Annotated in this window: 11 protein-coding genes; 6 read left to right on the forward strand and 5 right to left on the reverse strand. The window is 58.0% G+C overall.

What is annotated here, in order from left to right; translation table 11 throughout:
- The first annotated feature begins 48 nt into the window (after positions 1–48).
- Positions 49–1,083, forward strand: coding sequence for a rhomboid family intramembrane serine protease (locus Mag101_RS02355; protein WP_077400259.1), 1,035 nt, complete (start codon positions 49–51; stop codon positions 1,081–1,083).
- Between the two features lie 6 nt (positions 1,084–1,089).
- Positions 1,090–2,283: a hemolysin family protein gene (locus Mag101_RS02360; protein ID WP_077400262.1), complete on the forward strand. Its 1,194-nt coding sequence runs from the start codon at positions 1,090–1,092 to the stop codon at positions 2,281–2,283.
- Positions 2,284–2,291: 8 nt separating this feature from the next.
- Here Mag101_RS02360 and Mag101_RS02365 read toward each other — a convergent pair whose 3' ends face one another.
- Complete coding sequence (locus Mag101_RS02365; protein ID WP_232325104.1) at positions 2,292–4,025, reverse strand: SLC13 family permease; 1,734 nt, start codon at positions 4,023–4,025, stop codon at positions 2,292–2,294.
- A gap of 443 nt (positions 4,026–4,468) precedes the next feature.
- On the opposite strand from Mag101_RS02365, the gene gcvT reads away from it, so the two are divergent.
- Together gcvT and gcvH are read left to right on the forward strand one after the other, a co-directional pair.
- Complete coding sequence (gcvT, locus tag Mag101_RS02370) at positions 4,469–5,557, forward strand: glycine cleavage system aminomethyltransferase GcvT (RefSeq protein WP_077400268.1); 1,089 nt, start codon at positions 4,469–4,471, stop codon at positions 5,555–5,557.
- Between the two features lie 77 nt (positions 5,558–5,634).
- Positions 5,635–6,024: a glycine cleavage system protein GcvH gene (gene gcvH, locus Mag101_RS02375; RefSeq protein ID WP_077400271.1), complete on the forward strand. Its 390-nt coding sequence runs from the start codon at positions 5,635–5,637 to the stop codon at positions 6,022–6,024.
- An 86-nt stretch (positions 6,025–6,110) separates the two neighbouring features.
- On the opposite strand, the gene ptsP is transcribed toward gcvH, so the two are convergent.
- The gene (gene ptsP / locus Mag101_RS02380; protein ID WP_077400275.1) at positions 6,111–8,390 is read right to left on the reverse strand and encodes a phosphoenolpyruvate--protein phosphotransferase; all 2,280 of its coding nucleotides are present in this window, start codon (positions 8,388–8,390) and stop codon (positions 6,111–6,113) included.
- Between the two features lie 105 nt (positions 8,391–8,495).
- Positions 8,496–8,999 carry an RNA pyrophosphohydrolase gene (locus Mag101_RS02385; RefSeq protein WP_198040148.1) on the reverse strand — a complete coding sequence of 168 codons (504 nt, stop codon included), beginning with the start codon at positions 8,997–8,999 and terminating at the stop codon, positions 8,496–8,498.
- 459 nt (positions 9,000–9,458) lie between these two features.
- Here Mag101_RS02385 and Mag101_RS02390 point away from each other — a divergent pair, with 459 nt between their 5' ends.
- Together Mag101_RS02390 and Mag101_RS02395 are read left to right on the forward strand one after the other, a co-directional pair.
- On the forward strand, positions 9,459–10,151 hold the full coding sequence (locus Mag101_RS02390) for an HAD family hydrolase (protein ID WP_077400281.1): 693 nt from the start codon (positions 9,459–9,461) through the stop codon (positions 10,149–10,151).
- A 147-nt stretch (positions 10,152–10,298) separates the two neighbouring features.
- A complete protein-coding gene (locus tag Mag101_RS02395) occupies positions 10,299–11,453 on the forward strand; it encodes an imelysin family protein (protein ID WP_232325105.1) in 1,155 nt (384 codons plus the stop codon).
- Positions 11,454–11,550: 97 nt separating this feature from the next.
- On the opposite strand, the gene Mag101_RS02400 is transcribed toward Mag101_RS02395, so the two are convergent.
- The gene (locus Mag101_RS02400; RefSeq protein ID WP_077400284.1) at positions 11,551–12,084 is read right to left on the reverse strand and encodes a DUF882 domain-containing protein; all 534 of its coding nucleotides are present in this window, start codon (positions 12,082–12,084) and stop codon (positions 11,551–11,553) included.
- Between the two features lie 416 nt (positions 12,085–12,500).
- Positions 12,501–13,814, reverse strand: coding sequence for a L,D-transpeptidase family protein (locus tag Mag101_RS02405; protein ID WP_077400287.1), 1,314 nt, complete (start codon positions 13,812–13,814; stop codon positions 12,501–12,503).
- Positions 13,815–13,825 lie beyond the last annotated feature (11 nt).

Consider the following 13,825-nt stretch of genomic DNA (forward strand, 5'->3'; position numbering starts at 1 on the left):
CGTTTTTTATTGGGTCTAAATGCAAGTTGATTGAATAAGGATTGCCGTTTGAATCAGTGGATTACCATCTGTGAGTTCCCTCTGGGCAGAGACCTTTCTCCGCTCGCGGAATTTATTCGCCGCCACGAGTTGCCTGTGCGTATCAGTGAAGAAAACAATGCACAGGTGGTCGCCAGTCTGGTGCCACAGTTGGTGGAACCGTTGCGTGATCTATTCGCCCGCTGGCAGGAAGGTAGTGTGGACCTGGCTCGGGTTGAGGTGCAGGTCCACGACTCTTCTGAAGCGCAGGGTGAAACCGATAAAGTAAATGGCAGTAGTGAAGTAGATGGTGCGGCCGCGCAACCTGCGACCGAGGCCCGCGCGGAAAAAACGGAGCGAGCCGAAAGCGTCGAACCAGTATCGGCGATCCCACAGTGGCCGCTGCAGCAGACGCCGGTATCCCTGTTGTTGATCGCCCTGTGTTTTATCGGTTGGTTTTTACTGCGCCAGGGCTGGGCCGAGCCCCTGGTGATTTATCCGGAGCAGCAGGGTGACTTTGATTTGCCGGGTTCGATATTGAGCCAGCAGTTGTCCCAGGGCGAATTTTGGCGGCTGTGGACGCCGGCGATGGTGCACTTCTCGATTCCGCATGCACTGTTTAACAGTCTGGGTATATGGATTGTCGGACGTTCGCTGGAGGCGCGTGCGGGATCACTGTGGTTTGCATTGCTGGTACTGATCAGTGCGCCGGTGGCCAATATTGCTCAGTATGCCTGGTCACCCGGTAATTTATTTGGCGGCATGTCCGGAGTGGTTTATGCCCTGATCGGTGCGGCGCTGGTAATCCAGCGCTGGCAGCCCCAGTGGCGCGATGTGCCTGCGGCTTTAATCTGGTTGGCGGTGGTGTGGTTGCTAGTGTGTATGACCGGGTTAGTGGATTATTTTATCCCCGGCGGTATTGCTAATGCGGCGCACGCAGGGGGATTTGCCGCGGGCCTTTTGCTTGGGATACTGTTTTGTCTGGGCGGTGGCGCGCAGCGGTATTTTGCAACGCCCGCGCAATCACAAAGCGCCCAAACAAATACAAGCCGAAAGTCCTTCTGATCGCTTATGTTATTACTGATTGTTTATGTTCTTGTCGCGCTGGGATTCTCTTTTCTGTGCTCCATTGCGGAGTCGGTAATTCTCAGTGTGACCCGTCCTTATATCCGCCTGCTAGAGCGGGAGGGGCACCGTTCCGGTAAATTGCTGGGGCAGCTGAAAGACGATATCAACGCGCCCCTCGCGGCCATTCTTACCTTGAACACCGTTGCCCATACGGTGGGTGCGGCAGGTGCTGGTGCCCAGGCGGCGGCGGTATTCGGCAACCAATATCTGGGTATTGCCTCGGCGATTCTCACCCTGCTGATTCTGGTGTTCTCTGAAATTATCCCGAAAACCCTTGGTGCGCTGTACTGGCGTCAGCTGGCGCCTACCACGGCTTACGTGCTGCGTTATCTGGTGATTCTACTGAAGCCGTTTGTGTGGCTCTCCGAGTGGCTTACCAAAGGGTTGGCACATGGCACCACATTGACTGGTTTCAGCCGCGAAGAGTTTGCGGTAATGGCGGAAATTGGTGAGGCGGAAGGGCAGCTGGAGCGACAAGAGTCCAGCATCTTGCACAACTTGTTTTTTACCCTGCGCGATCACACTGTGCGTGAGGTTATGACGCCGCGTACCGTAGTGTTTTCCCTTTCCCAAGATATGACGGTAGCGGAAGCTTACGAACAGGTAGAGAAGAGCCGCTTCTCCCGTATCCCTGTGTATGAACAGGATGATGCGGATTTTGTGGTGGGCTTTGTGCTCAAGCAGGACCTGCTATTGGCCTATGCGCGAGACGAAGGTGATACCCCGCTGCGCAGTCTGCGCCGGGATTTGTTGATGGTGCCGGAGACCGCGGCCATCTATCAGGTGTTCCACAAGATGCTGTCGCGACGGGTGCAGATAAGTGCGGTGGTGGATGAGTACGGTAGCCTCGAGGGGCTGGTGGCCCTGGAAGATATTCTCGAGACCCTGCTGGGTGAAGAGATTGTCGATGAAGCGGATAAAACCCCTGACCGCCAGGAGGTGGCGAAGCGCCTGTGGCGTATCCGTGCCAAGCGACATGGCCTGCGCGTGGATGAAGGTGCGAGCCGGCAACAACAGGGCCCGGACCCGCAGGACAAGCTTCGCGAGCAGGTGAAGTCCGATGTGGATGAGCTGCTGGATAAAAAAGAGGGGCCCGCAGGTGAGGAAAATACAGCAGGGAAGGAAGACGGCAAGTAGCCGTCTTCTTAACCCAATACCAAGTTCCAGTTGGTCAGCAAAATAATGATGGTTACCGTGCCCACCAGCAGGTTCATGGGGATGCCGACCTTCAGATAGTCGGAGAAGCGATAACCTCCCGGGCCGTAAACCATCAGGTTGGTCTGGTAGCCCAGTGGCGTGGCGAAACTGGCAGAAGCCGCCATCATCACGGCAAACATAAAAGGTTCCGGGTTCAGGCCGGCGCTGGCGGTAATCTGCAACACGATGGGCACCATGATGATGGCCGCCGCATTATTGGTCACCATTTCTGTAAGCAGGGATACGCACAGGTATACCAGAATTAGCATCAGCCAGGGGTGACCGTAAGATAGCGAAATTACCCCCTCCGCCAGTACCGCGGCGACGCCGGTTTTCTGCAGTGCGACGCCGAGGGCGAAGGAAGCGGCAATGGTGATCAATACCGGTAAATCTAGACTTTTTTGTGCCTGATTTACCGAGCAGCAGCGGGTGATCAGCATGGCACCGGCGCCGAGCAGAGAAGCGTTCAGCATGCTGATCAGGCCCGAGCCTGCCGCCAATACGATGGCGATCAGGATCAGCCAGGCGGTGAGTCCTTTTTCATGCCGGGGGCTTTCCGCTTCCAGATCGTTGATCAGCAGGAAGTCTTTGCTGTAGCGCTGGCGCAACACAAAGCCCGGACGGGCCTCCAGTAGCAGCGTGTCACCGGCCATCAACTTGGTGCTACCCAGGTTGCCGGACACCCGCTCCCCCTGCCTCGCTACTGCCAGCACGGCGGCGCCGTAACGCTTGCGAAACTGGGCATCGCGGATGCTGGTGCCGACCACCTCGCAGTGGGGGGAAACCACCACTTCCACCAGCCGGCGCTCTTCGAAACCGGTTTCCAGTGCGGCCTCTTCGTGATCGTGATCGGAAGGAACGATACCGCGCATACGCAGCAGGTCGGAAATGGCCTCGGTATCACCGGCAAATACCAGGCGGTCGCCGCCGCGGAGCTTTTCCTCCGAACGCACCGGGGTAATTACATGGTTGTCCCGTTCAATTTCTACCAGGTATACCCGGCGCAGTCCCCGCAGACCCGCATCCTCCACCGTCTGGCCTACCAGTGGTCCGTTGCCATCGATCGCAACTTCCAGTGTGAATTCACGCAAGTTACCGAATGGGGTTTTTTCGCGGCGATCCGGCAGCCAGCGGGGGAAAAAGATCAGCATAAAGGCCACGCCAACCAGCGCAGCCGGCAGCCCCACCGCGGCGATGGAAAACAGCGAGAAGCCCTCGTTGCCGGTGATTGCCTGGTACTGGCCGTTAACCACCAGGTTGGTGCTGGTGCCGATCAGGGTGAGGGTGCCGCCGAGGATGGCGCCATAGCTGAGCGGGATCATCAGTTTGGATGGCGCAATATCAATACGCTTGGCCCAGGCGTTCAGGGCCGGAATCATGGTGGCAACCACCGGGGTATTGTTCAAATAGCCGGAAAGCGCCACCACCGGTGCAAACACGCGCAGCATGGCAGAGCGCGTGCCTTTCGGGCGTCCAAGCACGTGTTTCACCAGCATATCGATACCACCGGAGGCGTGGATGCCGGTGGCGACGACGAACATGGCAGCTACGGTGATCAGGCCGCTATTGCTGAATCCGGATAGGGCCTCGATGGGGGTAAGGATACCGCTGACACTCAACAGGGTGAGCGCCGCCATCATCACCAGATACGCGTGCACGCGGGTGAAGATAAGGGTAGCCAATACGGCAAACACAAGAAAAAGGGAAAACCAGCCAGACCAATCCATAGCAGGGACGTGTTTTTCTAATCAAATGACGGGTAAAACTACTGCAAACGACTTAGCACCAAAAGTTCTTTTTTCGCATATTTATATAGCGCGCTGTTGATTGTGGTGGTGCTCTCATCCTGGCTGCCGGCCTTTTCACTGATGAACAAAGGCTCCAGCGGACTCAGGCTCTTGGCAATACCCTCCACAGGGCTTGGCCAATAATATTTTTCACTGCGGCTGCTAGTCTTTGCAGAGTATTGGCATCTGGTATCTATCGCTCTGCCGCCGGTAGAATACGCCGCTTTATTGATTGCCCGCGCCAGTCCTTTCGGGAAGTGGTGCCGCCGCCGGGGGGTTCCCGAGGCCAGCAGGCAGTCATTTGCAAGGCAAACACTCGATTGGGGATTCTGCACAGAATGGGAAATAAAACCGCGCTCTACGATGCCCACGTCGCCATGGGCGGCAAATTGGTGGATTTTGGTGGCTGGGACATGCCGCTGCACTATGGCTCGCAGCTGGAAGAGCACCACAAGGTGCGTCAGGACGCGGGTATGTTTGATGTCTCCCACATGACCGTCGTAGACGTAGATGGTGCTGGTGCCCGCGACTATCTGCGTACGCTGCTCGCCAATGATGTGGCCAAGCTGGACGGAAACCCGGGTAAGGCTCTCTACACCGGCATGCTCAATCCTCAGGGTGGGGTGGTGGACGATCTGATCGTGTACCTGCGTGATCCCGGTTATCGTGTGGTGGTTAATTGCGCCACCCGGGAAAAAGATCTGGCGTGGATGAATGAGCAGGCCAAGGCGTTTGACGTCACCCTGACAGAGCGCCCGCATCTGGCGATGGTAGCTATCCAGGGGCCGCAGGCAATCGAGAAAGTAAAGGAAGTGATGGGGATTGACTGGACCGCAGCCATCTCTGGCCTGAAGGTATTTAACAGTTTTGCCCGTGGTGACTGGTTTATCGCCCGTACCGGCTACACCGGTGAGGATGGTCTTGAAATCATGCTCAATAACGACGATGCGCCGGGCTTTTGGCAGGCGTTGGCGGACGCGGGTGTTGCTCCCTGCGGCCTCGGTGCACGGGATACCCTGCGTCTTGAGGCCGGTATGAACCTCTACGGCAACGAGATGGATGACGATACCTCACCGCTGCAGGCCAACATGGCCTGGACCATTGTGTGGGATCCGGAAGGCCGCGAGTTTATCGGCCGTGAAGCCCTGGCGCAGGAAAAGGCAGCGGGCGTGGAACACAAACTGGTTGGCCTGGTGCTGGACGGTCGCGGTGTTTTGCGCGCTGGGCAGAAGGTTGTGGTGGACGATTCCGATCGCCGCGGTATCATCACCAGCGGAACTTTCTCACCCACTCTGGGCTTCTCAATCGCTATGGCCCGCGTACCGGTGAGTGTTGGTGACACCGCGCAGGTAGAAATCCGCAAAAAGCTGGTTCCAGTGCGGGTCGTGAAACCGAGTTTTGTGCGCAACGGCAAGCCGCTGGTTTAAGCGCGCCGGGCGCCGATGCAATATTTGATGAATACACTGTTTATCGCTTTTTTTGAGCTTATTTGAGGGAAGAACCCATGAGCGAAATTCGCAACGAACTGAAGTACGCCTCCAGCCACGAATGGGCGCGGTTGGAAGAAGACGGCACTGTCACCGTCGGTATTAGCGATCATGCCCAGGAAGCACTGGGTGATGTGGTCTACGTAGAAACTCCGGAAGTTGGCCAGACCCTGTCTGCCGGCGAAGAAGCGGGTGTGGTCGAGTCTGTGAAAGCGGCCAGCGATATCTACGCGCCGATTTCCGGTGAGGTTGTGGCGATCAATGAAGCACTGGAAGACGAGCCCGAGACGGTCAACTCCAGTCCGTACGACGATGGCTGGTTCTTTAAAGTGAAGCCCAGCGACGAAGGCGAGTTGGAAAAGCTGCTGGATGCGGATGCATATAAGGCAGAAAGCGAAGAGGGCTAATCGCCTGTTCGCTGATGTGAAAACGCCGGGCATTGCCCGGCGTTTTTGTTTGTCCTGTTCGCTAGCCTTTTCAAGGGCAGAGCAGGTCAGGAGTCGGAGCTGGTTTCCGTCTGCTGAGGCTGCATCAATCCACCAATGCCAAGATCTTGTAAATAGCCTTGGAGCTTTTCTTCGATCTGCTCCGGGCTCTCCATTTTCAGTACCTGCTGCAGCAAGCGATCCAGGTCGGACTTGTTGACCTCGCGCAGGGCGGCCTTTACCCGTGGCAAGTTGGTAGCGTTCATCGACAGCACGTCGTAGCCCATGGCGACCAATAGCAGCGCGCCGCCGGGTGACCCCGCCAGCTCACCACAAATACCCACCTTGGTACTGGTCTCGTGGCACGCGGTAACCACTTGCAGCAGCGCCTGCAATACCGAGGGGTGCAAGCTGTGATAGATGCTCGCCACCCGGCTATTGTTGCGGTCCACCGCCAGCAGGTACTGGGTTAAGTCGTTACTGCCCACTGACATAAAGTCGACCCGCTTGGACAGCTCGCGTGCCTGATAAACCGCCGAGGGGACTTCAATCATGATGCCCAGTGGGGGCCGCTTGATGGCGTAGCCCTCGTCGAGCAGCTCATCGTAAGCGCGGTCCACCAGTTTGCGCGCCGCTTCTACTTCGCTGATCCCGGTCACCATGGGCAGCATGATGCGCAGGTTATCCAGCCCGAGGCTGGCCTTCATCATGGCGCGCACCTGGCCGAGGAAAATTTCCGGGTGGTCCAGCGTCACACGGATACCGCGCCAGCCGAGGAAGGGGTTGGTTTCCTCGATAGGGAAGTAGGTGAGGGCCTTGTCGCCGCCTATATCCAGGGTGCGCATGGTCACCGGACGCGGGGCGAAGGCCTCTAGCTGCTCGCGGTAAATCTCGCGCTGCTCTTCTTCGGAGGGGAAGCGATCCCGCAACAGGAATGGCACCTCGGTGCGGTACAGGCCGACACCCTCGGCGCCGCGCTCCAGCGAGCGCACAACATCGGCCATCAGGCCTGTGTTTACCCACAGGCGTATCCGGTGGCCGTCGGCGGTTTCTCCCGGCAGTTGTGCCAGGTGATCCAGGTTGCGCGCCAGCTCCCGCTCTTCGGCGACGATGACCTCGTAGTGACGGCGCAGCTCGGAGCCCGGTTGCAGGTGCAGGCTGCCGCGGTAGCCGTCGACAATCATGTCTACGCCATCGATTTGTTCCCAGGGTAGTTCCTGTGCCCCCATCACGGCGGGTACACCCATGGCGCGGGCGAGAATTGCCACGTGACTGTTGGCGGAGCCTTTCACCGACACCAGCCCGGCGAGCTTCTCTCTGGGTACGTCCGCAAGCACCGAGGCGGTCAGCTCTTCGCCGATCAGTACCGTGTTGTTGGGGTAGTCGCGTTGACTCTGCTCTTGCTGGCGCAGGTGCATCAAAACTCGCGCCCCCAGATCGCGCACATCGGCGGCGCGGTCGCGAAAATAAGAATCGGACATGGCCTCAAAGCGTCGCACATGCTCCAGCATTACTTCCGCCCAGGCGCGGCTGGCGGTCAGCTTCTGGCGAATACGCTCGCACACCTCGACTGCGATGGAGCTGTCGTCGAGCATGCTGATGTAGGCATCGAACAGCGCCCGCTCTTCCTTGTTCAGCTCCCCTTTGAGGCGCTCCCCGACCTCGCGGATTTCGCTGCGGGCCGCAGATAGCGCCTGCTGGAACAGCGCCAGCTCCGCATCCACATCCATGGCGCAGGCGAAGGGTACGGTTGCCAGGTTGGCTGGTGGTGCGACGATATGGGCGCGGCCAATGGCAATACCCGGGGAGGCAGCAAGACCGCTGAATTTTGCCTCGTTGCGCTGCTGTCCCATGGTGGCGAGGGCACCAGTGGCTTCAGCATGGGCGATAACACCGGCGAGCTGCGCGGACAGGGTGACAAGAAACGCTTCTTCGCCCTCGTCAAAGCGACGGCGTTCGGCCTGCTGTACCACGAGTACGCCGAGAACAGAGCGGTGGTGGATGATGGGAGTGCCGAGGAAGGCGGAGAAACGCTCCTCGCCGGTCGCGGGGAAGTACTGGAACGCCGGGTGTGCTTCCGCGTGCTCCAGGTTAATTGGCTCCTCGCGGGTGGCCACGTTGCCCACTAGGCCCTCGCCGGGCGCCATATGCACCTGGCCGACCGCGTCTTGATTCAGGCCCTCGGTGGCCATTAGTACGTAGTTGCCAGAGTGTTTATCGCGCAGATACACGGAGCAAACGCGCGTTTTCATAGCGTCGCGTACACGGCGGACGATAATGTCCAGTGCTGAAGGCAAGTCCCGGGCGGTATTAACTTGCTGAACGATACTGCGTAATGATCCGAGCAAAATGGCTTTCCTCGCCGTATTGTGGAGTCGGTCTGGGCCGTCTCCATCGCTGGCTCGCGCGTTCGCGCGGAGCCCACTTATCCTTGGGGCGCCGCGGCGGCAGGGTTACTGGTCGCGCTTCAGCCAGCGTCTTTCCAATTGTATTTGTGTGGGCGCCAGCTCCGTAAGGGCGCGCCGGTAGACCTCGCGTTTGAAGGTCACCACTTTGGTCAACGGGTGCCAGTAACTCACCCATCGCCAATGATCGAACTCCGGTTTGTAACCGTTGTTAAAGCTGATATTGCTTTCGTCCGCGTTGATCTGCAGCAAAAACCACTTTTGCTTTTGCCCGATACACAGCGGCTCCGAGCGGCGCCGCACCAAGCGTTGCGGCAGGCGGTAGCGCAGCCAGCCGCGGGTGCAGCCCAGCATGGTGACCTGGCTGCGGGTCAGACCGATCTCTTCATACAGCTCCCGGTACAGTGCCTGCTCCGGGGATTCGCCCGGATTGATGCCGCCCTGCGGAAACTGCCATGCGTCCTTGCCGCCCACCCTGCGAGCCCAGAGAGCCTGGCCGCGCGCATTCAGAACAATGATGCCAACATTCGGGCGGAAGCCCTCGCTGTCGATATTGCTGCTGTTGTCCGAAGTCGCACCAGTATCTGCCGCCTGTTTGCGCTGTGTCTTGTTGCCGCCGGAGCGGTCGTTGCGCGCGGAAGATCTGGTGGGTTTACGGCGGTTTTTTCTCCCGGCGGGTGTGTGCTTGCCGTCGCCCAAAATACCGTCCTCAATCTTTGCGGTGCAGAAGCCGGGGACCGAATTCATCTCGACCAACCGGCCGGGCGTAACACACCCAGCGCACCATAATGTTCTGCATTGTTCCACAGCGGTCGAATTACAGCAATTCAGTGACGGTGGTCGATGTATCCCGGCAGTCGGCAGGGTAAACTCTCCCGCCCCTGACAGGGAAAGCCCCTTAAGGTGCTGGTACCGCTGTTTAGCCCCGCTTGCGATTGAATTGGCGCGAAAATATTGCGTCATGGCGCCTTGGGCTTCAGTAGTGCCCTATAGTCAATAAAGGAGAATTTTGTGCAGTTGGCGATTTTTGACCTCGACAACACATTGATTGGTGGCGACAGCGACCACGCCTGGGGCGAGTTCCTGGTGGAGCGTGAATGTGTGGACGGGGAGCGATTCCGCAGCGAGAACGACCGCTTTTACCGGGACTACCAGCAGGGTGCCCTGGATATCTTTGCGTATCTTTCCTTTGCGCTGGAGCCTTTGGCCCAGCTGTCGCGCGGACAACTGCAGAACCTGCAGCATGAATTTATGCAGGAGGTGATTGGTGGCATCTGGCTGCCGCACGCGGAAACCCTGATTCAACGGCACCGCGAAGCCGGGCACCACATCATGATTATCACCGCCACCAATCGCTTTGTGGTAGAGCCGATTGTCGCGCGCCTGGGGGTGGATACCCTGCTAGCTACAGAGCCTGAAGAAGTGGACGGCAAGTTCACTGGGCAGGTGGCCGGGCAGCCCTGCTTTCAGGAAGGGAAGGTATTGCGTCTGCAGCAGTGGCTCAACGCTTATCCTCAATATGCCAAGGGGCAAAAGTGGTTTTATAGCGATTCCATCAACGATTTGCCCCTGCTCAAGCAGGTAGAGTTCCCCGTTGCGGTAGATCCCGATAACCGGCTGCGTGAGGAAGCACTTACCCGCGGTTGGAAGGTGATCAGCCTGCGCGGTGACTATGAAGATTTTGCCAGTGCAATGGACTGGTAAAGGGCTTCGCACCGAATTGTTCAATTTCACAGTAAACACAGGTTCTAGGGTTTGTTTGTGCAGATAAAAAACGCAGTACCCGGGATGTGGTCTTGTCAGGGAATGTTTGCAAAAAGTCTTTCAAACGGCGTAAAGCGGCTGTCCCAGATGTTAGTTCTGGGCGGATTGTTACTGGCAACTGGCGGGTGTGAGCGCAAGCCGGAAACAGACTCCGTGCGGGAGGATGTGTCCGCAGCACCGGTGCAGGCGGTAAATGCGGAGGCCGCGAATGCCTATTCAGCGGAATACTGGCAAGCGGGGCAGGCCCAGATCATCGATGCGCAGGCGGCAACGCAGGCGCTGGATCGCGCGGTCTCCCAGCTACTGATGGCGCCCACAGCGGATCATCTCGAATCTGCCAAGCTGGCATGGTTGGATGCGCACCGTGAATTTTCCGCTGCACTGCCGTTCATCAAGGTGGCGTTTGCGCCTTCATCGCTGCAACAGCAAGGTCAGGACCTGCTGATGGCGCTGAACAGCTGGCCGGTTCAGGCTGGTTATCTGGATACTGTTCCCGGCTACTCGACCAGCGGCATCGTGAATGACACTGCGATTGAATTGACCCTGGCCAATTTGCGCAAGCAGCACCGACTGACTGCCCACGAGGAAGCGAGTACCGGCTTTCACGCCCTGGAAATTATGCTGTGGGGCCCCACTGGCGAGCGCTCTGCTGAACAGTTTGCCGAGTCCAGTGGCGGCGAGGAGCCCAAGGCCCAGGCATCGAATCGACGCCGTGAGTTGACCCGTCTGATTACCCAGGGTATCAGTGAAGATATGTCGCAACTGGCCAATCGCTGGCCGGTTACCGCCAATGACCTCTCCCGCTATTACCTGGCGCGCGAGCCCGTGGCGCGTTTGCAATGGATTCGCCGTGCCCATGTTGACCTCCTGCGGGATGAAATTTTGCCGCGGGTGCCGGAGAGTTCCGAGAGCGATGTGGAAAGTGGCCTGGCAGCAAACTCAAAGCAGGCACTGCTTGCCATGTTGCGTAATCTGCAGGTGGCGTGGCTGCCGGGGGAGGGTTCCGGGCTGGCAGACATGTTATTAGATCAGCATCAGGCGGCGGCGCTGGCAGAGACCTTCGGTCTGCTGGAAGCGCGTTTACTGAAAATGGAAGACCCAATCGAGCTGGCAGAGCCGGCAGAGTTGCAGCGTAGCCGTCAGCAAGTGGAAAAACTGCTCGGGCTGATATCTGGTGATACCAAGGTGCCCGCACGGGAAGAGGATATGACCCCGGTGAGTGTGACCCTGCCGGAGGAGTGACGGCGAGAGAATTGCTCGACACGAAACGCAAAAAACCCAGGCAAAGCCTGGGTTTTTTGTTTCCCGGTTAACTCCGGGGTTGGGCGCAGTTGGCCACTTACCAGCGACGAACCGGGCCGGTGTCTACGTGTACGAAGTTACTCTTCGGATAGAAACCAACACCACCTGCTTTCAGGTCGAGCGCCGCTTTGCGCACTTTAGACAGGGCGACACCCGGCATACGGATATCCAGTGCCATGCCTCGGGTGTGGTAGCTGCGTCGCGCCACACCACGGCCAGCTGCGCGGAGCTTGGCGTTGGTCTTGGGAGAGCGGTATCCGGAGATAATCTCGATCTCACCGTTGTAGTTCAGCTTTTGCTTGATCTTGTACACGATGTCGAACAGTTTCGGGTCCATGCGTGTTACTTCATTGGCGCGGTGGTCGCGCAGCAGTCGGTTAAACTGCTTGAGGCCGCTACCGTCGTAGTCGCCATTTGCCCAATAGGCAGTGTTCAGGCGCTCACCGGTGTGCAAGTTACGCATTTTCAGGTTGCGCGACTTGCCCACTTTTGCCATTGCGGGGCCGGCTGAAACCGCCGCCGCAGTTGCTGCAGAAACTGCTAAAAACCTGCGTCTGGAAAGTTCTTTCATACCCTGTTACCGCCTTTGGTGTCGTAGTGAGTTGTGCTTTCATAAGCCTCTAGTCTTCGAGAAGCGTCCGGTGCTACTCGGTATGGACTCACTGTACAAAAAATAACCTTTGGTTACAAATCGATCAGCGGTAATGAAGAAATGATCGAAAAACATACTGGCGATTTTTTTCTACCACGCTAGCCACTTCGGATTTTTTTTGCTTGGCGCAAGGTAATAAACCCCAAATTCTCAGTGACAACGTTGTCATTTGTGGGAAATTATTTTTCTGTGACCTGAAGGTTCCAGATAAAAGGGTTCTCTGGAGTGTGGGCGAGGAGTACGTGAAAGCTGCCGTATTCCCTTAGCTGAAGCGCCCGTAAGTGGGGTGAGAAGGGACACTTCGTAGGCTGGAAAGGTTAGGCACCACGGGTTTGCTAGCGGTCCCGGTGGTAGATATCCGGGCGGAACTGGACCTGCCCCAGATGATCGACCCACGCGGTGAGATAGGTGATAAAGAGCTTGGGCGGGTTTTTCACCTTAATTGTGACTGACTCGTCTCCAGTGGTCGCCTGTGCGACCCGGGTTCTGTCCCATCCCTGTTTACCCAGCAGAGCGTAGGCCAGCTCTTCCGGTTGCTGGAGTCGGATGCAGCCATGGCTAAAAGCGCGATGGCGTTGTTCGAACAGACTCTGCGCCTGGGTATCGTGCAGATAAATGGCCTGCTTGTTGGGGATCACAAACTTGACGCGTCCCAATGTGTTGCCGGGGCCGGCGATCTGGCGCAGGGTTGCTTTACCACGGGCGGCGCTCTCGAGGCTTTTTTCGCTGATCGGGGTAGTGGTGTTGGTGCCGTAGCGGATTACGCGATAGCCGCGTTTGTGCATGGCTTCGGGAAAGTTCCGCGCCTTTGGCAGCAGGTCGGTGAGCAGAATGCTGCGCGGCACCGTCCAGGTGGGGTTGAATACTACCGATACCACCCGAGTGTTTAGGTCCGGGGTACGCTTGCTGCTTTTGCCCACCACGGTCTTCATGGAAAGCACGACCTGCTGGCCGTCGATAAGCTGCAGTTGGTAGTCCGGCACATTGACGAAGATATATCGATTGCCGGGTTTGGCGGGTAGCTTGTCCCAGCGCGCGGCATTGATCTCGAGAATTTCCGCCAGCTCCTGTGGCGGCCGTGACAGAGCTTCCAACGTAGCGCGGTTGGCGGTGCCGGTTACTTCGATCCCGTGGCGGCGTTGATAAGATTCCACCGCGCGTTGCAGGCCTGCGTCAAAACGATCTTCGGAAGACTGGGCGGATGCGAGTGGCCCCAGAGGACCTTGATAGTCACCATACAATTTCAAAATAGCGCGCAGTTGCGCCACTCTTGGCCCCTGGTCTCCGGCGCGCAGGGGTGTGCCGGCATCAATCGGCTGCCAGTGCTGCGCCAGCGTGCGGTAACGCACCGCTTTTTCGCGCAGCGCCTCAGCGGCGGAGGCGAAATCGATGGCTCTGTTTACTGTGGCCGCTGGCGGCAATGTATTTTGTTGCTCGCCTTGTGCCTCGGGTAACTCGATAGCGGGCGCGACAGTGTTTGCGATGGCCGTATCGTTGCTAATTGTCTTATCTTGGCGTTCGCCGGCACTCTGTTGCGCGAGTGCGCTCAAGGGCAGCAGGGCACAAAATCCCATGATCGCCAGCGCGTGCCATTCATGGGCGCTGAGGTTGGGCGGCTTGGTATGCTTTTGGCGTTTGTTAATGCGCATCTAACTCCCCC

The organism is Microbulbifer agarilyticus, from assembly GCF_001999945.1.
Lineage (GTDB): Bacteria > Pseudomonadota > Gammaproteobacteria > Pseudomonadales > Cellvibrionaceae > Microbulbifer > Microbulbifer agarilyticus_A.